Below are 21,325 nucleotides of genomic sequence, written 5' to 3' on the forward strand. Positions count from 1 at the left end.
ACGGCGGGGGCGCAATGATCGCCAGCGGTGCACCTCGGGGCCACATCGGCCCCGCAACGCCTATATTGTAGAGGCTGGACGCTGCTTCGTCCGAACAGCCTTGGTCTCGAACGGGGCATGCAGCCTGCCGGCGGCGTCTCGTTACCGAGGCGTCGCACCGCGTAGTGACCGACTCGTTCAATTCAGAGAGGAACTCGACATGAATACCAAAATCGCGACGCGCTTGTCCGTCTTCGCTCTTGCCGGCGCGCTGCTCGCCGGTTGCGCCTCCCCGCAGGGCAACAACACCGCGGTCGGCACCGGTGCCGGCGCCGCGCTCGGCGCCGGCATCGGCGCGCTGGCGGGCGGCGGCAAGGGCGCGGCGATCGGCGCCGGCATCGGCGCGCTGGCAGGCGGCGTGACCGGCTACAACTGGCAGGCGATCAAGAACCGCATCGCCCCGTCGGCGCAACGCACCGGCACGCAAGTGACGGAACAGCCGGACGGCTCGCTGAAGCTGAACGTGCCGAGCTCGGTGACGTTCGCAACCGATCAATATGCGATCACGCCGGCCTTCGCGCCGCTGCTCAACGATCTGTCCTCCTCGCTGAACCAGAACCCGCAGATCACCGCGGCGGTGGTGGGCTACACCGACAGCACCGGCTCGGCCGCGCATAACCAGACGCTGTCGCAGAACCGCGCGCAAAGCGTCGTGACGGCGATGGTGCAACGCGGCGTCAACGGTGGCCGCCTGTCGGCCCAGGGCATGGGTGCCTCGAACCCGGTGGCCGACAACGCCACCGAAGCCGGCCGCGCCCAGAACCGCCGCGTCGAAATCTACCTGCGCGCGCCGCAGCAACCGCAACAGTAACGACACGCGAGGCACACCGGGCAAGGACTTTGGGCTAATCGGCGCAGATTCGAAGAAATTTCGAACTTATTGATTTTGCCTTGGTCTTTCCTTACGGTACGCGTCTGTTGCATTGCAGATGCGTCACCATTCTCCTCTTGTCGTTGTTGCTCCGGGGCACCAGTCGCCCCGGTTTTTTTTGCCTGAAATTCGGCTGCTGCCCTGCAACAATTTCCGCGTCGCGCGCATACGGAAAGCCATTCGAAAGACTGTTGCGGCGATGTCCGCGCGATGCACGAATTCAACCGATTTCGGTTTGAATCGCACCGAATCCGGCGAAAAATCCACGACACGATGGCGGCGGCACCGTTCGGGCCACCCGCGCCACGATCGATTGTGTCGTGCCTGCTAGAATCGCAGGTTCCAACGCGTTTCCCCCCGTACCATGCCGCGCTCGCCGCGGCTTTCCTGACGACCCTATGTCCGCATCCGATCTCAATACCGTGCCGGCCGGCGCTCCCGCGAGCCGCCGCCAGATCCTCGTCACGTCCGCCCTGCCCTACGCCAACGGGCAAATCCACATCGGCCATCTGGTGGAGTACATCCAGACGGACATCTGGGTGCGGACGATGCGAATGCACGGTCACGAGATCTATTACATCGGCGCCGACGACACGCACGGCACGCCGGTCATGCTGCGCGCCGAACAGGAAGGCCTGACGCCGAGGCAGCTGATCGAGCGCGTCTGGGGCGAGCACAAGCGCGATTTCGACAGCTTCGGCGTGTCGTTCGACAATTTCTATTCGACCGATTCCGAGGAAAACCGCGTCCTCAGCGAGAACATCTACCTGGCGCTGAAGCAGGCCGGGCTGATCGCCGAGCGCGACATCGAGCAGGCCTACGATCCGGTCAAGGAAATGTTCCTGCCGGACCGCTTCATCAAGGGCGAGTGCCCGAAGTGCCATGCCAAGGACCAATACGGCGACAACTGCGAAGTGTGCGGCTCGACCTACCTGCCGACCGACCTGCTGAATCCGTACTCGGTGGTGTCGGGCGCCAAGCCGATCCGCAAGACTTCCACGCACCACTTCTTCAAGCTGTCCGACCCGCGCTGCGAATCGTTTCTGCGCGGCTGGGTGGGCGGCCTCGCCCAGCCCGAAGCCACCAACAAGATGCGCGAATGGCTCGGCGACGACGGCGAAGCCAAGCTCGCCGACTGGGACATCTCGCGCGACGCGCCCTACTTCGGCTTCGAGATCCCCGGCGCGCCGGGCAAGTATTTCTACGTCTGGCTCGATGCGCCGGTGGGCTACTACGCGAGCTTCAAGAACCTGGCCGACAAGCTCGGCCTCGATTTCGACGCGTGGACGCGCCCCGGTTCGAACGCCGAGCAGTATCACTTCATCGGCAAGGACATCCTCTACTTCCACACGCTGTTCTGGCCGGCGATGCTCGAGTTCTCGGGCCATCGCACGCCGACCAACGTGTTCGCGCACGGCTTCCTGACCGTCGACGGCGCGAAGATGTCGAAGTCGCGCGGCACCTTCATCACGGCCAAGAGCGTGATCGACACCGGCCTGAACCCGGAATGGCTGCGCTACTACTTCGCCGCGAAGCTGAACGCGACGATGGAAGACATCGACCTGAACCTCGACGATTTCCAGGCGCGCGTGAACAGCGACCTGGTCGGCAAGTACGTGAACATCGCGAGCCGGGCGGCGAACTTCCTGTTCAAGCGCTTCGGCGGCCGCGTGCAGGACAGCGCGATGAACCACCCGCTGATCGCCTCGCTGCGCGACGCGATCCCGCAGATCGCCGCGCACTACGAAGCGCGCGAATACGGCCGCGCGCTGCGCCAGACGATGGAGCTGGCCGACGCGGTGAACGTCTACGTGGATACCGCCAAGCCGTGGGAGCAGGCCAAGGACCCGGCCAACGCCGTGGCGCTGCATGAAACCTGCAGCGTGAGCCTCGAATCGTTCCGCCTGCTGTCGCTCGCGCTGAAGCCGGTGCTGCCGAAGCTGGTGGAATCGGTCGAACGCTTCCTCGGCATCGCGCCGCTGACCTGGGCCGATGCGGCCACGCCGCTGTCGTCCACGCAGCCGGTCAATGCGTATCAGCACCTGACCACCCGCGTCGATCCGAAGCAGATCGAGGCGCTGCTGGCCGCCAACCGCAGCTCGCTCGCCCCGGCGGGCGAAGCCGGCGCGGCCGCCACGGCCACCGCCAAGGACGGCAAGGACGCGAAGAAGAAGCCCGCCAAGGAAGCCGCCGCGCCGGCCGGCGACGGCATCATCTCGATCGACGATTTCACGAAGATCGACCTGCGCATCGCGAAGATCGTCGCGTGTCAGGCCGTGGAAGGCTCGGACAAGCTGCTGCAGCTTACGCTCGACGTCGGCGAGGAAAAAACCCGCAACGTGTTCTCGGGCATCAAGTCGGCCTACAAGCCGGAGGATCTGGTCGGCAAGCTGACGGTGATGGTCGCGAACCTCGCGCCGCGCAAGATGAAGTTCGGCATGTCGGAAGGGATGGTGCTGGCGGCTTCGTCGAAGGACGAGAACGCGGAACCGGGCCTGTATATTCTCGAGCCGCACAGCGGCGCGAAGCCGGGCATGCGCGTGAGCTGACGCCCGGCGCCACGGCCGCGCGCCCCGGGACCACCCCGTCGCGCCGGCCCTGCAAAAAACCCGCTCGTCCCCGAGCGGGTTTTTTTATTGCCTGCGCCCCCGCGCCCACCACCACTTGTCGAACCGCCGCGTGTAGTTCAGATCCACGCCCTGGAACGTCCCGCCGTACGCCGACACGGCCCAGAACCGCGACAGGTTCAGCGTCGCCTTGAACGCGTTGCTGGCCGACTGCAGCCCCTGCTCGTAGCCGAGCACGAAGCGCTCGTTGATCGCCTTCGAGATCTGCACCACCTGCGGATCGGTCAGGCCCACGTCGCTGCGGCCCACCGTGAACTCGTCGAGCCCCACCGTCTGCGCGATGCGCTTGCCGCTCGCGCTGCCCAACAGCGCGAGCGCGGTGGTCATGGTGTTCTGCTGGCCGAGGTTGTTGCCGGTGTCGGTGCCATGGCCGAACAGCAGCCACGACAGCTTCTCGTTGTCGGTCACGTTCGGCTCGGATACCAGCTTCGCGGTGGGCGCCTGCACGGTGCCGGTCACCTGCACGCCGGCTTCCACCTCCTGGTTGCGGCGCATCGCGAGGATGTTGATGCCGGGATTCGAGATCGGCCCGTTGAACGTGAAGAAGCCATTTTCGATCGACAGCTTGCGGCCGAACGTCGAGTAGGTCGAGCCTTCGGTCACGCGCACGTTGCCGACCGCGCGCAGCGGATTGCCCGGCGCGCTCATCACGGTGATGGTGCCGCGCAGGCCGAGATCGGCGCCGTGCCCCTTGAACCGGAAGCGGTCGCCGAGGTCGATGTCGATGTTGGCGCGCGGGCCAAGCGCGGGCGCGGGCTTGTCGGCAACCGACTTCGGCAGGCCGGCCGCGTTCTTCGATTCGCCCGGCACGGTGCCGTCGGGCCGCACGATCACGACGTCGTCGGACAGCGACGGCGCCGACGATTCGGGCAGGTCGAACAGCGCCTGGTCAACGGCGAACTTGCCGTCGATCGCGAGCTGGCCGCGCGGGCCGTCGTTCTTGATGCTGGCGCTGCCCGACAGCGACAGCTTGCGGTCGGGCGAGGCGAACAGTTCGAGCTTGTCGGCCACGATGCTGGCCTTCAGGTCGGGCGCGTTGCCGTCGAGCCGCACCTGGCCGAGCGCGCGCAGCGTGCCGTCGGCGCCGTGGAATTCCACCTGCTGGAACTCGACGAGATTGTCGGTCAGCTTGACGCGGATGATGCCGTCCTTCAACTGCACGCCCTGATCGACCACCGTGACCGACAGCTTGTCGCCGGTCAGGTCGCCCGACAGATCGGGCTTGGCCGGCGTGCCGGCCACCGTCAGCTTCAGCGCGGCACGGCCATCGAACAGGTAGCTCGGCCCGAGCAGGCCGCCGGTGGTGCGCAACGCGGGCACGTCGACGGCGATGTTGCCCGACAGCGGCCCGTTCTCGGCCACGCCGATGGTGCCGTCGTTCATCGCGAACGGGATGCCGAGCGTGGCGTCGGCGGTGCCGATCCGGCTTGCCTTCGCGTGCAGCGTGGCGTTCAGGCGATTGCCCGCGCCGAATTCGGCGCGCGCGTTCAGGTCGGTGATGCCGAGCGAGGCGATGCCGCGCCCGGCCTCGATCGTCACGTCGCCCGAGCGGCGGCGAATCTGCACATGCCCGCTGGCCGTATTGGCGAGCGACAGGTCCCAGTCGCCGTCGAGCACGAGATCGGTGCGCACGGGCGCGCGCTCGCCGGTCAGGAATTCGCGCACCTGCAACGCGCGCGCGATCGACAGGTTGGTCAGCGTGCCGGCCGTGCGCAGCGCGCCGTGATCGAGCACGAAGCTGCGCAGGTCGAGCACCGCGCCCTCGATCGTCAGCTTGCTGGCGCCGAGCACCACGCGGCCCGCGCCGGCCGACACGGTGAGCGGTGCGTCGAGCGATACCGCCGGCGTGCCGCGGTTGACGAGCTGCGAGACGGTGCCGTCCCAGCGGCTCGCGCCGCCCGCCTCGATCAGGCCGCCGGCCGCCGCCACGTGCAGGTTGATGACGCGGCCGTCGGCGCTGCCGAGCGCGGTGGCGTCGAGCGTGTGTTTCGCGCGCGTGCCGTCGAGCTTGGCCTTGACCGATTTCAGGTCGAGCGAGCCGAGCGCCAGGTCGTTCGCATCGACGCTGAACGCCAGCGCGCCGTTCGCGCCATCGCGAATCTCGGCGCTGCCCTGCGCCGAGCCGATCCGGTTGCTGCCGATCACCACGCCGGTGGCGCGGTAGTCGGCGGCGAGGTTCGGGTGCGCGATGCTGCCGGTCAGTTCGCCGTGCGCCGACACCAGCCCTTGCAGGCCGAAGCCCAGGCGGTCGAGTTGCGGCGCGTCGATCGCGAAGCGCAGCCGGTCGCCGGGTGCGCCGAAGCTGCCGTTCAGCGAGACGCGATTGCCCGCCACCGACAGGTCGGCCGTGCTCGGCAGCAGGCGCATGCCGGCCACCTGCAAGGTGCCCTGCCCGGTCATCGGCACGCCGTCGTAGACGCTCTCGCCGAGCTTGAACTGAAGCTTGCTCGACAGCGCCGGCGCGAGCGCGCCGGTGGCGGTCAACGTGCCGTTCACGCGCGCATCGACCGGGCGGCCGACGGGCTTTGCCGCGGCCTTCACCGCCGGCTTGCCGCCCTTGGCGACCGGGGCGCTTTTGGCAGCCGGCGTCAGCGTCGAGAACGCCAGCGGGTTGAAATCGACGAGCGCGGCCTTGAGGTCGTAGCTCGACGTCTTGTCGTGCTTGAGCACGCCGCTCAGATCGACACGGCCCTTGCCGGCCGACACGCGCGCGCGCTTGATCGTGGTGGCGTTGGCGTCGGTCGTGACGTCGGCGCTCAGGCCGAGCGCGAGCTTCGGGTCCTTGAGATCGACGGTGGCGCGCTGCGAGCCGTTGTCGAGCGTCACGGCGACCGGGCCGCCGAGCCGCATCGGCCGCACGGCGGTGGAGAACAGCGTCGGATCGAGGTCGGCGACGTTCAGGTCGAAGCGGCCGCGTGGCGAAGCCAGCGCGCCGCCGCCCGTCACGCTGCCGTTGCGCAGCAGGCGCAGCGCGAAATCGTCGATGCGTTGGGCGTGGGCGTCGAGGTGGAGGTTCGCGTGGATGTCGACCAGCGGCAGCTTGCCTTCGGCCAGCGTGCCCGGCTTCGCGTTGACGATGGCGAGCTTGCCGACCACCACGAGCGCGTGCGAGTTCGCGGTGGCCGCGGCTTGAGGCCCGCTGGCGCCGGAAGCAGGCTTGGCCGCCGCTTGTGATTGGACTTGTACCTTCCCAGCCGACGCAGCGCTGCCCGCCACAGTTGCGGACGCACCTGCCGAGGCTGCGGAAGCCCCGGAAGCCTCCGACGCCATGATCGCCGCCAGCGCCTTCGCCGACACGCTGTCGTTCGCGTCCGCCGCCTCGCCCGCCGGGGCGAGATCGGCATGGATGCTCAGATCGGCCTCGGGCGCGGTCGGCACCAGCACACGCGGGTTCACGTGATCGAACGCCAGCGTGGCGCGCGTGAGCGGCACCGCGCCGAACGGCGCGGCCTCGAGATGCGCGCGCCCGGCCAGCTTCATCCCCGATGCGTCGAGATCGACGCCGAGCGCCTCCAGCGAGCCGGACAGCGTGGCATGCGCATCGACCTGCTCCTTCGACACCTTGCCCGAGTACGTGGCCGCACCTTCGATCGCGAACGGCCGCTGGCCGTCGAGCCGCGCGTTCGCGCTCACCGCGCCGAACGGCGTGTCGAGCCGCTCGACCGCCAGCGTATGGTGACGGCCATCGCTGTCGCCGTGCAGCAGGAAATGCGACAGCTCGGTCGTGGAACCGGCCTGGTGGATGCGCAGCGTATCGAAACGCACCTCGCGCAGCACCAGCTGCAGCGGCAGGTTCAGGTTCTGCGGCAGCACGGTCGGCGTGGTGCTCGGCGGCGACGGCACCACGCTCACGTCGATCGTGCCGGCCCGCAGGTAATCGAGCGTGAAGCGCAGCGGCGCGCGCGTCAGCGCCCAGCGCGCCTCCACCCGGTCGATCCGCACGTCGGTGCCCGTGCCGCCCGGCGACAGCCAGGCCAGCCGGTCGATCCGCACGCCGTGCGCGAGCGAGCCGCCTTCGAGCGTGCCGGCCAGCCGGCCGCCCAGCACCGAGACCGCCGTGTTCCAGGCCAGCCGCGTGCCGCGCTCGGTCAGCACGGCGGCGGCCAGCGCTCCCACCAGCAACACCACGAGCAGCACCAGCACGCCGGCCGTCCAGGCCAGCGCGCGGCCGAGCCGGCCCCGGCGCCGGTTCGATGCAGGCGGCTCGGTCGACGGCGGCTGCGGCGGCTCGCCCGGTGGCGGGCCGCCCGGCGTGGCGCCGGCCGGCGGTACGGTGGAATCGTCCTTCGTCATGCTGGAATCCGGAAAACCCTGGTCAGAATGCAATGCCGAGCGTCAGGTACGGACGCACGCTGCGGTTGCGGATGCCGTAGGCCAGGTCGACGTTGACCGGCCCCACGGGGCTGCGCCAGCGCGCGCCGACGCCCACGCCCTGATAGAACACCTTGTCGCCCCAATCGTCGGTCGCGGTGCCGAGATCGTAGAAGGTGGCCATGCCCCAATCGTGGTTGAACCAGTGCTGGTATTCGGCGGTGGCGGTCATCAGGTACTTGGTCGGCAGCACCGAGCCGTCGACGTTGTTGCCGATGCTCTGATAGCCGTAGCCGCGCACCGAGTTCGAGCCGCCCGCGCGGAACAGCAGCGAGGCCGGCACGCCGGCCGACCCGCCACTGGTGAACACGCCGCCCAGCTCCGCGCGGAACAGCACCAGATCGCGCTTGCCGACCGGCAGGTATTGCTGGCCGCGTGCATAGCCGCGGATGAAGGTCTGGTCGGTCGCCACGCCCTTGATCGCGAAGCCGGCCTCGGCGTGGATCAGGTTGCCCGAGCGCGGGAACAGCGGATCGTCGACGTTGCGGCGCGTCCACGACCATTGCGGCACCAGCGCGCGGCTGGTGGTCGGGCCGGCAGCGTTCTGGTCGAGCCGGTCCTGGTAATACATGATCGAGTACGTGTAATCGATGTTCTGGCTGGTCTTGGTGCGCTGCACGCCGAGCCGCCCACTGTAGATCCGCACATCCGACACGTTGGTGTTGGTGTACGACGCCAGCACGCTGTTGGTCCACGCGTGCGGGCTCGGCGGCATCGACAGCTGCACCTGGCCGTATTGCTGGATCTGGTCGATGCGCCCCGAGATCTGCAGCGGCCAGGCGCGGCCGAACGTGTCGAGATAGGTGTACGAACCCTGCACGTGCGGCCCGGTGTCGGTGGCGTAACCCACGCCGCCGCGCACGCTGTTGTACGGATACTCGCTGACCTTCACGTGCACCGGCGTCTGGTCCGGCTTCGACGTGTCGTCACCGACATCGATCGCCACGCTCGCGTAATACGGCGTGTTCTGCAATTGCCGCTGCAGTTCGTTGATGCGCTGCACGTCGTAGATCTCGCCCACCCCGAGCGGATCGACGTTGTCGATGATCTGCCCCGGGTAGCGGCGCACGCCCGACACGTCGAGCTTGCCGATCGTGAAGGTCGGGCCGCTGTCGTACGTGACCGACAGCTTCGCCGTGCGCGTGCGCGGATCGATGCGCGCCTGCGAGGCGAGGATCTTCGCGCCGAGATAGCGGCGCGCTTGCAATTGCCGCAGCGCCGCGTTCTTCGCGTCGTCCCAGCCCGATTGCGTGAACGGTTCGCCCTCGTGCAGCGAGAACGCCAGCCGCGCGGCCGTCTCCTGTTTCGGATCTTCGGTGCCCACCGGGCCGTGGAATTGCAGATCGACGCCCGACACGTCGGTTTGCGGCCCCGGATCGACCTTGATCGTTACCGAGCGCTTGCCGTCGCGCGTGCGCACGTCGGTCGACACCACCGGCGAGAAATAGCCCGCCGTGGCCGTCAGGTCGCGCACCTGTTGCGGCGTGGCGGTAATCAGAAACTCGAACTGATCGTCGGAGATATCGTCGCGCTTGGCGAAGCGCGACAGGTCGAGATGCTGCTTGAGCAGGCTGCGCACCGAGCGCGGCGCGTCGATGTTCACCTCGAACTTGGCCCAGGCCGGCATCGCGAACGCGGCGGCCAGGCAGCCGCCGAGCGTGAGCCTGGCCAGGCGCGGCAGCGACAGCAACGAAGGGGACGGCCGCAAGGCCGTGCGAGCGCATGCGGCCGCGCACCCGGCGCGACGCTCGTCTGGTGGAATGGCCAGCCCTGTCAAATACCGCCCCCTCGAGGATAGATCGGATAAAAGCCCACATTTGACCACAGCGCCATCGCGCTTCCGTGGGCAAAGCTTGAAAGATGTTCAAAAGTCCTGACGTTCGGGCAAGCTGCGCATTCGACGCGGATTGGCGCCGGCTGTTCCCGCGATGCGGTAAAATCCCGCCATCCCCACCTCGGGCGGCCCGCGAACGCGCGGCTGGCCTGTCCAGAACGGAATCCACCATGTCGTATCAGTCCGACGTCACGCAATTTCTGAACCAGCTCAAGCAACAGAAGCCGGCGCTCGAAGACGAACAGCGCAAGGGCCGCGCGCTGCTGTGGGACAAGCAGCCGATCGACCTCGACGAACGTTCGGCCCAGCAAACCTCGCGCGTCAAGCAAACGTCCTACGTCTACTACCAGAACTTCTGATCCCGTGAGCGCCGCCGACGAGGCCGCCCGGCCGGAAGACGCACTCGCCGCGCGCGCCGGCGTCGATACGACGCCCGACACGGTCGACGGCATCGCGGCCTTCGCACGCCTGTACGGCGAGCCGCTCTTCAAGCTGCCGCAGGATCTCTACATCCCGCCCGATGCGCTCGAGGTGTTCCTCGAAACCTTCGAAGGCCCGCTCGACCTGCTGCTGTACCTGATCCGCAAGCAGAACTTCAACGTCCTCGACATCCCGATGGCCGAGGTCACCGCGCAGTATCTGGGCTACGTGGATCAGATCCGCGAGTCGAATCTCGAACTGGCGGCCGAATACCTGCTGATGGCCGCGATGCTCATCGAGATCAAGTCGCGCATGCTGCTGCCGGTCAAGAAGGCCGACACCGGCGACGAAGCCGAGGACCCGCGGGCCGAGCTGGTGCGCCGCCTGCTCGAATACGAGCAGATGAAGCTGGCCTCGCAGCGCCTCGACCAATTGCCGCAGCTCGGCCGCGATTTCCTGCGCGCCGATGTCTATATCGAGCAGAGCATCACGCCGCGCTTCCCCGACGTCGATTCGGACGACCTGCGCGCCGCCTGGGCCGACGTGCTCAAGCGCGCCAAGCTGGTTCAACATCACAAGATCTCGCGCGAGGAGCTGTCGGTGCGCGAGCACATGAGCCTGATCCTGCGCCAGTTGCAGAACGTGCGCTTCATGGAGTTCGCCGAATTGTTCGACACCTCGCGCGGCGTGCGCGTGGTGGTGGTCAACTTCATCGCCATGCTCGAACTCGCGCGCGAATCGCTCATCGAAATCACCCAGCCCGAACCGTTCGCGCCGATCTACGTGCGGCTCGCGTACCTGCCCGCCTGAACCCCGCCGTCCCGCGCGGTGCGGCCGGCCCGGTTTCCGGGGCGGCCGACGTGCCCGGCGGCCTCGCCCCTGCCTCGTTCGATCCCGCGCCAGCCCCCGTTGCCCGGCCGCGAAACGCCGCGCCGATCGGCCCATTCCTCGGCAAATAACAGAATAAAAAGCGAACGATCGTGCGTTTATCGATGCGTCGCAACGGCAAATCCTCTACAATCGCCGACGCTCGCCACCCCGCCCGGTCGCGGGCGAACCGTTCGATCACGACGCCGCGCCCCGCGCGGCGGCAACGCGCCACTCGCGCGAGGAACCGCCTTACCGATCATGAAAGTCATCAGCACGATCCAGGAGTTGCGCGACCAGTTGCGCGGCCAGAACCGGACGGCCTTCGTGCCGACCATGGGCAACCTGCACGAGGGCCACCTGTCGCTGATGCGGCTCGCGCGCCAGCACGGCGACCCGGTGGTCGCGAGCATCTTCGTGAACCGGCTGCAATTCGGCCCGAACGAGGATTTCGACAAATACCCGCGCACGCTCCAGGACGACATCGACAAGCTGCAGAACGAAGGCGTCTACGTGGTGTTCGCGCCGACCGAGCGCGATCTGTATCCGGAGCCGCAGGAATACCGCGTGCAGCCGCCCGACGACCTCGGCGGCATTCTGGAGGGCGAGTTCCGCCCCGGATTCTTCACCGGCGTGTGCACCGTCGTCACCAAGCTGATGGCCTGCGTGCAGCCGAAGGTGGCCGTGTTCGGCAAGAAGGATTACCAGCAACTGATGATCGTGCGCCGCATGTGCCATCAGCTCGCGCTGCCGGTGGACATCGTGGCCGCCGAAACGGTGCGCGACGAGGACGGCCTCGCGATGTCCTCGCGCAACCGCTTCCTGTCGGCCGCCGAGCGCGCCGAGGCGCCCGAGCTGGCGCGGGCGCTGCACCAGGTGCGCGATGCGATGCTGGGCGGCGCACGCGATATCGCCCGGGTCGAGACGGCCGCCCGCGAGGCGCTGGCCGCGCGCGGCTGGCAGCCCGACTACATCTCGGTGCGCCGCCGCGCCAACCTGGTCGCGCCCAGCGCCGAACAGCTCGAAGCCGGCGAACCGCTGGTGGTGCTGGCCGCCGCCAAGCTGGGCGCCACGCGCCTCATCGACAACCTCGAAATCTGACGGCCGACGGCCGCCGTTTCTGCCCAACCCGCATCAGGACACGCCATGCAGCGTCACATGCTGAAATCGAAGATCCACCGCGCCACGGTCACGCACTGCGAGCTGCACTACGAAGGCTCGTGCGCGATCGACGAAGATTTGCTCGAAGCGTCGAACATCGTCGAAAACGAACGGATCGACATCTGGAACATCAACAACGGCGAGCGCTTCTCGACCTATGCGATCAAGGGCGAGCGCGGCAGCGGCATGATCTCGCTGAACGGTTCGGCCGCGCGGCGCGCGCAGCTCGGCGACCTGGTGATCATCGCCGCGTTCGCGGTGGTGGACGAGGCCGACCTGAAGGCCGGCTGGAAGCCGGACCTGGTATTCGTCGACGAGGCCAACAAGATCAAGGACAGCCGCGATCACGTCCCGACCCAGACCTGGACCTGAACCGGCGCGGTATTCGGCCGGCCGACCCGCCAAGAAAAAACCCGTCGTCCTCGCGGACGGCGGGTTTTTTGCTTTGTGGCGCGGAACACGCGGCGGCCGGCAAGCCGGCCCGGCTCAGTCGCCCTTGGCCGGTTTCGCCTGCGCCCACTCGACGATCGGCTGCCACTGTTCGAGATCCTTTTCGACGCGGCTCCGGGCGACATCCCACAGCGTCAGGCCATGCGCGGCGAGCTGGACGTAGTTCTGCGTGTCGCGCACGTAGCCGAGCACCGGCAGCTTCAGGCCCTCGACAAAGCGCTGGAGCTGCTCGGCCGAGCGCGTGCGCGCATCGACGCGCATGCCGACGATGCCGACCTGCACATGCCCCTTGCGCACGGCCTTTTCGGTGGCCAGGCGTTCGAGAAATTGCTGGGTCGCGAGAATATCGAACATCGACGGCTGGAGCGGCACGATCACCTTGTCGGCCAGATCGAGCGCGACGTCGAGCCGGTTGCCGTGCAGACCGGCCGGCGTGTCGATCACGGCGTATTCGAGGCCGCGCGGCGGCTTGGCCGGCGAGGAAGGATCCAGCGCCCAGGCCTCGATCGCCGGCAGCGTGGCCGGCCGCAGGCCGAGCCAGCCGTGCGAGGATTGCTGGCGATCGAGATCGGCCAGCGCCACCCAGGCGCCCTGGGCCGCGAAAAAGCCCGCCAGATTGGTGGACAGCGTGCTCTTGCCGACGCCGCCCTTCGGATTTGCCACCACGATCACCGTCATGTACACCCCCGGAATGCCACGCGGCGCCGGTGGGGGCGCCGCGAAAAGTTGCGGATACAGGGAGCGATGATATCGGCAAAACGCCCTGCACCGCGATGGCGCGAGGCGTTTTGCCGATCGGACGAGGCGTAGGCCGGCGCGCGGATCGGCCCAGCCGGCAAAGCGGGTGCCGACGCGTGAGCCCCAGGCCCTCCGCGCCGGCCCCGCCCGCTCAGGCCGCGTGCCGCGCCGCGGCCGGGTTCGCTCCGGCCCGCTTGCCGCCGAGCGCATAGGCGCCCGCACCGAGCAGCGCCTGCACCGCCAGCGCGGCCGCCCAGAACGCCGGGTATTCCCAGCCGCCGTTCGGCGACGCGAAGCCGAAGCCGTTCGGGAAATGCGCGTGCACGGCGCCGAGCATGAACGGCAGCAGCACGATCGCGGCGATCCGAACCTGAATACCGGTCAGCAGCGCGAGCCCGCCGAGCAATTCGACGGCCGTCGTCAGGTACGCCAGCCAGCCCGGCAGGCCGAGCGAGACGAAGAACTGCGCGGTGCCCGGCAGCGTGAACACGAACACCTTCTGGGCGACGTGGGCGAGATACCAGATGCCGAGCACCACGCGCAGCAGCGTGGCGCCAAGGTCGGCGGATCGGTTGGGATGCATGGCGAACTCCTGTTTCGGATGGGATGGAGCGAACTGTATTCGAACCATGACAACCGAAAAATCGCCAATCAGACTTAAATTACTTCCCAACAGGAATCAATCGAACCGCCACGCCAGCCTCAAGCAAATGCGCCGAACACGCGATCGAGATCGAGGTGCGCGCCGAGCGTATCGGCCAGCCGCTCGATCGACGCCTCGCGCAGCGCGGCCCAGTCCACCGCCTCGGCGCCATCGAGCCCGGCCCAGTCGAGCAGCGCGGCGCAGGCGGCCGGCGCATCGAACAGGCCGTGCACGTAGGTGGCAAGGATCTGGCCATCGGCCGAGCGCGCGCCGTCGCCGCGCACGCCGTGCTCGCCGTGCGCTTCGTCGAGCAGCAGCGCCGGCGCATCGAGCGCCGGACCGCGCGTCTCGCCCATGTGGATCTCGTAGCCGGCCACGTTCGCGCCGCCGTCGGCCAGGTGGCCGGTGACGTTCACGAGCGTCTTGCGCGCCAGCAGTTCGGTCTCGAAATCGAGCAGCCCGAGGCCTTCGACCCGGCCCGGCTCGCCCTCGACGCCGTGCGGATCGTCGATGCCGCGCCCGAGCATCTGCATCCCGCCGCAAATGCCGATCACCTTGCCGCCGTAGCGCAGGTGCCGCTTCAGCGCGGTATCCCAGCCGTTCGCGCGCAGCCATGCCAGATCGCGCTGCACGCTCTTGGAGCCGGGCAGGATCACCAGGTCGGCGGCCGGAATCGGGCCGCTCTTCCAGTAGCTGAAATCGACGCGCGGATGGGCGCGCAACGCGTCGTAATCGGTGTGGTTGCTGATGCGCGGCACGGCCGGCACCACCACCCGCAGCACCCCGGCCGCGCGATCGGAGGCCTCGGTGCGCGCGAGGCTCGGCAGCATGTCCTCGGCGTCGAGCGCGAGCCCGTGCAGATACGGCACCACGCCGAGCACCGGCTTGCCCGTCTGCGCCTCCAGCCAGTCGAGGCCGGGCTTCAGCAAGGCCGGATCGCCGCGAAAGCGGTTGATGACGAAGCCGCGCACGCGCGCGCGCTCGCTGTCGGACAGGCACGCGAGCGTGCCGAGCAGATGCGCGAACACGCCGCCGCGATCGATGTCGGCCACCAGCACCACCGGGCAATCGACGCGCTCGGCGAACCCCATGTTGGCGATGTCGCCCTCGCGCAGGTTGATCTCGGCCGGGCTGCCCGCGCCTTCGACGATCACCGCGTCGTAGCCGCCGCGCAGGCGCCCGAACGATTCGAGCACCGCCTGGAAGGCCACCGGCTTGTAGGCGTGATAGGCCCGCGCGTCGAGATTGGCGCGCGCATGGCCGTGAATGATGACCTGCGAGCCGCGATCGCTGGTGGGCTTGAGCAGCACCGGGTTCAGGTCGGTATGCGCGGGAATGCCGGCGGCCAGCGCCTGCAGCGCCTGCGCGCGGCCGATCTCGCCGCCGTCCACCGTCACCGCGCTGTTGAGCGCCATGTTCTGCGGCTTGAACGGCGCGACGCGCCCGCCCGCACGCCGCACCAGCCGGCACAGCCCGGCCACCAGCGTGCTCTTGCCGGCATCGGAGGTGGTGCCCTGGATCATCAGCGCGCCGCGCGGAAACGGGGGAAGCGGGCGGTCGGGAGCGGTCATGGTGCGGGGCGGCCAGGCGGAAAGCGAAGGCCGCATTATCGCCCGCGCCGTTACAATCACGCGATGACTTCGCATGACCTCACCTTCGTCCTCGGCGGCGCGCGCTCCGGCAAGAGCGCCCACGCCGAGCGGCTCGCGGCCGACAGCGGCCGCGCCGTCACCTACGTCGCGACCGCGCGCACGGTCGGCGACGCCGAATTCGACACCCGCATCGCCCATCATCGCGCGCGCCGGCCCGCAGCCTGGGCGCTGGTCGAGGCGCCCGACACGCTGGCCGAGGCGGTCGCCGCGCTCGACGATCCGCACGGCTGCGTGCTGATCGACTGCCTGACGCTGTGGCTCGCCAACCTGCTGTGCCCGGCCGACTGCATGGGCGTGGACGACGCCACGCTGCAGGCCCGCATCGGCGCGCTCGAAGCCGCGCTGCTCGCCTCGCGCGCACGCGTGATCGTGGTCAGCAACGAGATCGGGCTCGGCGTGGTGCCGCTCGGCGCCGAAACGCGCCGCTACGTCGACGAACTGGGCCGCCTGAACCAGCGCATCGCCGCGCTCGCCACGCGCGTGACGCTGGTGGTGGCGGGCCTGCCGATGGCCATCAAGGGCACGGAGCCGCGATGCTGATGCTCTCGTTGCCGGCGGTCGCGATCCTCGCCGTCGCCGCGTTTCTGGTGGACTGGCGGTTCGGCGAGCCGCGCCGCGCGCATCCGCTCGTCGCGTTCGGCAAGCTGGCGCAGGCGATCGAGGCGCGGCTCAATCAAGGCCGGCTCGGCCGCCCGTTCGGCGTCGCGGCCTGGTGCCTCGCCGTGCTGCCGCCGGTGCTGGCCGCGCTGCTGCTGATCGCCCTGCTGCCCTGGCCGTTCGCGGCGGCCGTGCACGTCGCGCTGCTGTGGTTCGCGCTCGGTGCGCGCAGCCTGACCGAACACATCGCGCCGATCGGCGTGGCGCTCGCGCGCGGCGATCTCGACGCGGCGCGCACGCTGACCGGCCGCATCGTCTCGCGGGACACACGCGACGCCGACGCCTCGGCGCTGTCGCGCGCGGCCGTCGAATCGGCGCTGGAAAACGGCAACGACGCGATCTTCGGCGCGCTGTTCTGGTTCGCGTTGGTCGGCGGCCCGGGTGCGCTGATGTTCCGGCTCGCCAACACGCTCGATGCGATGTGGGGCTATCGCACGCCGCGCCTGCTGCGCTTCGGCTGGGCCGCCGCGCGCATCGACGACGCGCTGAACTGGGTGCCGGCCCGGCTGACGGCCGCGAGCTACGCGCTGCTCGGCGACACCGTCAACGCGTGGCGCTGCTGGCGCACCCAGGCGCGCCACTGGGACAGCCCGAACGCCGGCCCGGTGATGGCCGCGGGCGCGGGCAGCCTCAACGTGCTGCTCGGCGGGCCGGCCGTCTATCACGGCGAACTCGAATCGCGCCCGACGCTCGGCTCGGGCGAGCCGGCCGCGCCCGGACACGTGCGCGCGGCGTTATCGCTGGTGATGCGCACCGTCGTCCTCTGGCTCGCGCTGCTGCTCGCCTGCGCGGCGATCGCGGTCGCCACCCATCATGGCTGAGGCCCGGGCCGCCACGCGCGGCCTCGCTCCTGGTCGCCTGCGTCGCGTCCTTCCTCGCGCCTTTCCTCGCTGCCTCCCGCGTCGCCCTCTTCGTCCCGTGTCATGACCGATTCCCCGCCGATCCCGCCCGCCATCACGCATGGCGGCAACCCGCACGACGCCGCGCGCCGCTATAGCATCGCGCTCGAGCACTGGCTCGACCTCTCCACCGGCATCAATCCGATCGGCTACCCGGTGCCCCCAGTACCGGCCGCCGCGTGGCGGCAACTGCCGGGCGACGATGCACCACTCGCCGCGCTGGCCGCCCGCCATTACGGCGCGCCCGACGCGGCGCACGTGCTGCCGGTGGCCGGCAGCCAGGCCGCGATCCGCGCGCTGCCCGCGCTGTTCGAGCCGGGCACGGCCGGCGTCGCGGCGCTGGCCTACAGCGAATACGCGCCGGCCTTCGTGCGACACGGCCACGCCGTCGAGCGCTTCTCGATCGGCGCCGCGCGCCTGCCCGATGCGCTGCGCTACGTGATCGTCGGCAATCCGAACAACCCGACGGCCGAACGCATCGAGCGCGCGCAGTTGCTCGACTGGCACGCGCAACTGGCCGCGCGCGGCGGCGCCTTGATCGTCGACGAAGCGTTCGCCGATACGGCCAGCGCGCACGAACCGGCCACGCTCACCGCCGACACGCACCTGGCGGGGTTGTTCGTGCTGCGCTCGGTCGGCAAGTTCTTCGGGCTGGCCGGCGTACGCGTCGGCTTCGTGCTGGCCGAGCCGGCGCGGCTCGCGCAATTGCGCGGCGCGCTCGGCGCGTGGACCGTCAGCGGCCCGGCCCAGCATGCGGCCATGGCCGCGCTGGCCGACACCGCATGGCAAGAGGCGGCACGCACCCGCCTGGCCGCCGACGGCGCGCGGCTTGCCGCGCTGCTGGCCGCGCACGGCTTCGCGGTACAGGCCACGCCGCTGTTCTGCTGGACCGACGACGCGCGTGCGCTCGCGCTGCACGAGGCGCTGGCCGCGCAAGGCATCTGGACGCGCTTCTTCGCGCACGCACCGAGCATCCGGATCGGCCTGCCCGGCAGGCCGGACGAATGGCAACGGCTCGAAGCCGCACTCTCCGGCTATTCGGCGCACGCCGCTGCATCGGAATCCTGAACGATGGCGCGCATTCACGTTGCCGCACTCGCCGTCGCGCTGTGGGCGGCGTCCGCTTCCACATGGGCTTGCGCATCGACTTCGGCCGGCATCGCCGTGACCGACGACGCCGGCCGCACCGTCACGCTCGCCGCGCCGGCCCAGCGCGTGATCAGCGTCGCGCCGCACGCCACCGAGTTGCTCTACGCGGCCGGCGGCGGCCCGGCGATGGTCGGCGCGGTGTCGTACAGCGACTATCCCGAGGCGGCCCGCGCGCTGCCGCGCGTCGGCGACAACCGCTCGCTCGATCTCGAACGGATCGTCGCGCTGAAGCCCGACCTGATCGTGGTCTGGCGCCACGGCAACGCCGATCGCCAGACGGCGCAGCTCGAAGCGCTCGGCATCCCCGTCTACGTCAGCGAACCGAAGCGGCTCGACGACGTGGCCGTCTCGCTCGACAAGCTTGGCCGCCTGCTCGGCACGCGCGACACGGCGGACGCGGCGGCCGCCGCGTATCGGCAGCGGATCGCCGCGCTGCGTGAGCGTTACGCGTCGAAACCACCCGTCGACGTGTTCCTGCAGATCTGGGATCGCCCGCTGACCACGCTGAACGGCACGCAGATCGTCAGCGATGTCTTGACTGTATGCGGCGGCCGCAACGTGTTCGCGGCGCTGAAGCCGGTCGCGCCGACCGTCGACGACGAAGCCGTGCTGGCCGCCAACCCCGAAGCGATCGTGGCGACGGCGCAGGGCGCGACTGTCGGCGACGCCGCGCTGCCGAGCCTCGATCGCTGGCGACGCTGGCCGCAACTGACGGCGGTCGCACGCGGCAACCTGTTCGCGATCGATGGGGATTGGTTGACGCGGCCGACACCACGGCTCGCGCTCGGTGCGGAGCAGGTGTGCCGCGATCTGGATGTGGCGCGCTCGCGCCGGCGTTGACGTCGAGCACCGACGCCATCGTTACGCAACGGTGTCGTCCCACCAGCGCAGTTGCCAGCCGTGCGCGGCATCGTGCGTGAACCACAGACATCCGCCATAGGCGATGCGGCGCGCGAGCAAACTCGCGAGCGGCACGCCGAGCCATTGCGCGGCCAGCGCACGCATCACGCCCGCATGCGTGACGCACACGGCGCTGCCCTGCGCCGCGCCTTCGAGCCACTCCGCGCCGAGCGGCGCCACCCGCGCCATCAACTGCGTCGCGCTCTCGCCGCCATGTTCGCGCGCGCCCATCAAATCGGACTGCCAACGATCGAGCGCGTCGCCGCCGATCGCGTCCCAACTGCGCATTTCCCACGCACCGAAATCGATCTCGCGCAGGCGCGCATCGACGCGCACCTCGCATTGCAACGCCGCGCCCATCGCCCGCGCCACCGATGCGCAACGCACGAGCGGGCTGCTGCCGATCACGCCGGGCCACGCCAACCCGCGCGCATCGAGCCGCGCATCGAGCCGCGCGACGATCGCGCGCGCCTCGCTTGCGGCATCGCCGGCCAGCGGCACATCCGACGCGCCGTAGCAGAGGCCCGCCTCGACGGCCGGCGCCGGATGGCGGATCAGGACGACATCCATCCGAGCACCGTCAGGGTGATCGCGAGTTCGGCCAGTTGCTGCGCGAAGCCGAGGCAATCGCCGGTATAACCGCCGAGCCGCCGCAGCAGATAACGGGCGACGGCCGCGCGCAACAGCACCAGCACGCCGAGCGTCAGCAGCCCGAGCCGCCAGTCCGGCCAGAACAGCCAGGGCAGCCCGCACGCCGCCGCGAACGCGAACGCGCGCGCCGACATGCGCTGCGCGACCGGCTTGGCCTTGCCCTCGCCGCGCACGTAATCGAGCGACACCAGCAGGCTGACCGCGGCGACGCGGCTCGCCGCGTGCGCGGCCAGCAAGACCCAGGCCGCCCGCCACGGCGGCAGCGCCGCGAGCGCCTGCCACTTCAGCGCGAGCGACACCACCAGCGCCACCGCGCCGAACGTGCCGATCCGCGAATCGTGCATGATCCGCAGCACGTCCTCGCGCGTGTAGCCGCCGCCGAAGCCGTCGCAACTGTCGGCCAGGCCATCCTCGTGAAACGCCCCGGTCGCGATCAGCGTGGCCGCCATCGACAGCAGCACCGCCACGCCCGGCGGCCAGACCCGCACCGCCAGCCCGTAGACGAGCGCGGCCAGCGCACCGATGCACACGCCGATCAGCGGGAAATAGCGCGCCGCATGATCGAGGTCGCCGGATGCATAACCGATCCGCTTCGGGACCGGCACGCGCGTGAAATAGCCGAGCGCAACGAAGAAATAGCGAAGTTCGGCGGATGCGCGCATCGTGCGTCTCGCCTCAGGCGTCGTCGCGATTGTCGACGCCGGCCGCGTCGAAGCTCGCCATCTCGTTGACGAACGCGGTGGCCGCGCGCAGCAGCGGCAAGGCCAGCGCCGCGCCGGTGCCCTCGCCGAGCCGCAGGTCGAGCGCGAGCAGCGGCTCGGCGCCGAAATGCGCCAGCATGCGGCGATGGCCGTTCTCGTCCGACACATGCGAGAACACGCAGTAGTCGCGCACGGCCGGTTCGAGCGCCACCGCCACCAGCAGCGCCGAGCTGGCGATGAAGCCGTCCACCACGATCGTCATGCGCGCCTGCGCGGCGGCCAGGAACGCGCCCGTCATCATCGCGATCTCGAAGCCGCCGAACGCGGCCAGCACGTCGAGCGGCGCAATCGCCCCGGCGTCGCGCGCGAGCGCCTTTTCGAGCACCGCGCGCTTGTGGGCCAGCCCGCGATCGTCGAGGCCGGTGCCGCGACCCACGCAGTCGGCCAGCGGCACGCCGACCAGGCGGCTCATCAGGCAGGCGGCCGCCGAAGTATTGGCGATGCCCATCTCGCCGAACGCGATCACGTTGGTGCCGAGCGCCGCGTGGTGCGCCACGCGCGCCGCGCCCGCCGCCAGCGCGGCATGCAGTTGCGCCGTGCTCATCGCCGGCTCCTGCGCGAAGTTGCGCGTGCCCGGCGCGACCGGCACCGACACCAGCGCCGGCGAAGCCGGCAGCGGCGTGGCCACGCCCGCG

At 69.6% G+C, this 21,325-nt stretch carries 18 protein-coding genes; 10 read left to right on the top strand and 8 right to left on the bottom strand.

Annotated features, from left to right (window positions below):
* The first annotated feature begins 199 nt into the window (after positions 1-199).
* Positions 200-850, top strand: a complete 651-nt coding sequence (locus tag ACYP33_RS27295; protein ID WP_414451208.1) for an OmpA family protein — start codon at positions 200-202, stop codon at positions 848-850.
* A gap of 458 nt (positions 851-1,308) precedes the next feature.
* Positions 1,309-3,459 (top strand): methionine--tRNA ligase, encoded by a 2,151-nt coding sequence (metG, locus tag ACYP33_RS27300; protein WP_459624602.1) that lies wholly within the window; start codon positions 1,309-1,311, stop codon positions 3,457-3,459.
* Between the two features lie 84 nt (positions 3,460-3,543).
* On the opposite strand, the gene ACYP33_RS27305 is transcribed toward metG, so the two are convergent.
* Positions 3,544-7,830: a translocation/assembly module TamB domain-containing protein gene (locus ACYP33_RS27305; protein WP_459624603.1), complete on the bottom strand. Its 4,287-nt coding sequence runs from the start codon at positions 7,828-7,830 to the stop codon at positions 3,544-3,546.
* 22 nt (positions 7,831-7,852) lie between these two features.
* A complete protein-coding gene (locus ACYP33_RS27310) occupies positions 7,853-9,535 on the bottom strand; it encodes an autotransporter assembly complex protein TamA (protein WP_414451901.1) in 1,683 nt (560 codons plus the stop codon).
* Positions 9,536-9,912: 377 nt separating this feature from the next.
* Between ACYP33_RS27310 and ACYP33_RS27315 the strand changes: the two genes are divergently transcribed.
* The 4 genes from ACYP33_RS27315 to panD all read left to right on the top strand — a co-directional run bounded on the left by ACYP33_RS27315 (position 9,913) and on the right by panD (position 12,562).
* Positions 9,913-10,101 (top strand): DUF3460 family protein, encoded by a 189-nt coding sequence (locus tag ACYP33_RS27315; RefSeq protein ID WP_414442820.1) that lies wholly within the window; start codon positions 9,913-9,915, stop codon positions 10,099-10,101.
* A gap of 4 nt (positions 10,102-10,105) precedes the next feature.
* Positions 10,106-10,972 carry a segregation and condensation protein A gene (locus ACYP33_RS27320; protein ID WP_414442821.1) on the top strand — a complete coding sequence of 289 codons (867 nt, stop codon included), beginning with the start codon at positions 10,106-10,108 and terminating at the stop codon, positions 10,970-10,972.
* 318 nt (positions 10,973-11,290) lie between these two features.
* Entirely contained in the window at positions 11,291-12,130 is an 840-nt protein-coding gene (panC, locus tag ACYP33_RS27325) for a pantoate--beta-alanine ligase (protein WP_414442822.1), read from the top strand.
* A gap of 45 nt (positions 12,131-12,175) precedes the next feature.
* Positions 12,176-12,562 (top strand): aspartate 1-decarboxylase, encoded by a 387-nt coding sequence (gene panD, locus ACYP33_RS27330; RefSeq protein ID WP_459624604.1) that lies wholly within the window; start codon positions 12,176-12,178, stop codon positions 12,560-12,562.
* A 114-nt stretch (positions 12,563-12,676) separates the two neighbouring features.
* On the opposite strand, the gene ACYP33_RS27335 is transcribed toward panD, so the two are convergent.
* The 3 genes from ACYP33_RS27335 to ACYP33_RS27345 form a co-directional block, all read right to left on the bottom strand.
* A complete protein-coding gene (locus ACYP33_RS27335; protein WP_414442824.1) occupies positions 12,677-13,318 on the bottom strand; it encodes a ParA family protein in 642 nt (213 codons plus the stop codon).
* Positions 13,319-13,529: 211 nt separating this feature from the next.
* The gene (locus tag ACYP33_RS27340) at positions 13,530-13,961 is read right to left on the bottom strand and encodes a DoxX family protein (protein ID WP_414451204.1); all 432 of its coding nucleotides are present in this window, start codon (positions 13,959-13,961) and stop codon (positions 13,530-13,532) included.
* A 119-nt stretch (positions 13,962-14,080) separates the two neighbouring features.
* Positions 14,081-15,592, bottom strand: coding sequence for a cobyric acid synthase (locus ACYP33_RS27345; RefSeq protein ID WP_459624605.1), 1,512 nt, complete (start codon positions 15,590-15,592; stop codon positions 14,081-14,083).
* Between the two features lie 63 nt (positions 15,593-15,655).
* Between ACYP33_RS27345 and cobU the strand changes: the two genes are divergently transcribed.
* The 4 genes from cobU to ACYP33_RS27365 all read left to right on the top strand — a co-directional run bounded on the left by cobU (position 15,656) and on the right by ACYP33_RS27365 (position 19,218).
* Positions 15,656-16,213 (top strand): bifunctional adenosylcobinamide kinase/adenosylcobinamide-phosphate guanylyltransferase, encoded by a 558-nt coding sequence (gene cobU, locus ACYP33_RS27350; RefSeq protein WP_459624607.1) that lies wholly within the window; start codon positions 15,656-15,658, stop codon positions 16,211-16,213.
* A complete protein-coding gene (cbiB, locus tag ACYP33_RS27355) occupies positions 16,207-17,151 on the top strand; it encodes an adenosylcobinamide-phosphate synthase CbiB (protein ID WP_459624608.1) in 945 nt (314 codons plus the stop codon). The genes cobU and cbiB overlap by 7 nt, the downstream gene beginning before the upstream one ends.
* Before the next feature lie 102 nt (positions 17,152-17,253).
* Positions 17,254-18,297: a threonine-phosphate decarboxylase CobD gene (gene cobD / locus ACYP33_RS27360; RefSeq protein WP_459624609.1), complete on the top strand. Its 1,044-nt coding sequence runs from the start codon at positions 17,254-17,256 to the stop codon at positions 18,295-18,297.
* Positions 18,298-18,300: 3 nt separating this feature from the next.
* Entirely contained in the window at positions 18,301-19,218 is a 918-nt protein-coding gene (locus ACYP33_RS27365) for a cobalamin-binding protein (RefSeq protein WP_459624610.1), read from the top strand.
* 21 nt (positions 19,219-19,239) lie between these two features.
* Here ACYP33_RS27365 and cobC read toward each other — a convergent pair whose 3' ends face one another.
* From cobC to ACYP33_RS27380, 3 genes are all read right to left on the bottom strand, one after another.
* Positions 19,240-19,848 (bottom strand): alpha-ribazole phosphatase family protein, encoded by a 609-nt coding sequence (cobC, locus tag ACYP33_RS27370; RefSeq protein WP_459624611.1) that lies wholly within the window; start codon positions 19,846-19,848, stop codon positions 19,240-19,242.
* Entirely contained in the window at positions 19,833-20,591 is a 759-nt protein-coding gene (locus tag ACYP33_RS27375; RefSeq protein WP_459624612.1) for an adenosylcobinamide-GDP ribazoletransferase, read from the bottom strand. Before ACYP33_RS27375 ends, cobC begins: the two co-directional genes overlap by 16 nt.
* Before the next feature lie 13 nt (positions 20,592-20,604).
* Positions 20,605-21,325 (bottom strand): nicotinate-nucleotide--dimethylbenzimidazole phosphoribosyltransferase (locus ACYP33_RS27380; RefSeq protein ID WP_459624613.1); only part of this gene is annotated, 721 nt, incomplete at its 5' end.

Source organism: Burkholderia sp. 3C (genome assembly GCF_054589155.1).

Coding starts and splice junctions, on each gene's coding strand:
- panC (WP_414442822.1), top strand. CDS start 11,291: ATGAAAGTCATCAGCACGATCCAGGAGTTGCGCGACCAGTTGCGCGGC.
- ACYP33_RS27340 (WP_414451204.1), bottom strand. CDS start 13,961: ATGCATCCCAACCGATCCGCCGACCTTGGCGCCACGCTGCTGCGCGTG.
- cobD (WP_459624609.1), top strand. CDS start 17,254: ATGACCGATTCCCCGCCGATCCCGCCCGCCATCACGCATGGCGGCAAC.
- metG (WP_459624602.1), top strand. CDS start 1,309: ATGTCCGCATCCGATCTCAATACCGTGCCGGCCGGCGCTCCCGCGAGC.
- ACYP33_RS27310 (WP_414451901.1), bottom strand. CDS start 9,535: ATGCCGGCCTGGGCCAAGTTCGAGGTGAACATCGACGCGCCGCGCTCG.
- cbiB (WP_459624608.1), top strand. CDS start 16,207: ATGCTGATGCTCTCGTTGCCGGCGGTCGCGATCCTCGCCGTCGCCGCG.
- ACYP33_RS27305 (WP_459624603.1), bottom strand. CDS start 7,830: ATGACGAAGGACGATTCCACCGTACCGCCGGCCGGCGCCACGCCGGGC.
- ACYP33_RS27365 (WP_459624610.1), top strand. CDS start 18,301: ATGGCGCGCATTCACGTTGCCGCACTCGCCGTCGCGCTGTGGGCGGCG.
- ACYP33_RS27335 (WP_414442824.1), bottom strand. CDS start 13,318: ATGACGGTGATCGTGGTGGCAAATCCGAAGGGCGGCGTCGGCAAGAGC.
- cobC (WP_459624611.1), bottom strand. CDS start 19,848: ATGGATGTCGTCCTGATCCGCCATCCGGCGCCGGCCGTCGAGGCGGGC.
- ACYP33_RS27315 (WP_414442820.1), top strand. CDS start 9,913: ATGTCGTATCAGTCCGACGTCACGCAATTTCTGAACCAGCTCAAGCAA.
- cobU (WP_459624607.1), top strand. CDS start 15,656: ATGACTTCGCATGACCTCACCTTCGTCCTCGGCGGCGCGCGCTCCGGC.
- panD (WP_459624604.1), top strand. CDS start 12,176: ATGCAGCGTCACATGCTGAAATCGAAGATCCACCGCGCCACGGTCACG.
- ACYP33_RS27295 (WP_414451208.1), top strand. CDS start 200: ATGAATACCAAAATCGCGACGCGCTTGTCCGTCTTCGCTCTTGCCGGC.
- ACYP33_RS27375 (WP_459624612.1), bottom strand. CDS start 20,591: ATGCGCGCATCCGCCGAACTTCGCTATTTCTTCGTTGCGCTCGGCTAT.
- ACYP33_RS27345 (WP_459624605.1), bottom strand. CDS start 15,592: ATGACCGCTCCCGACCGCCCGCTTCCCCCGTTTCCGCGCGGCGCGCTG.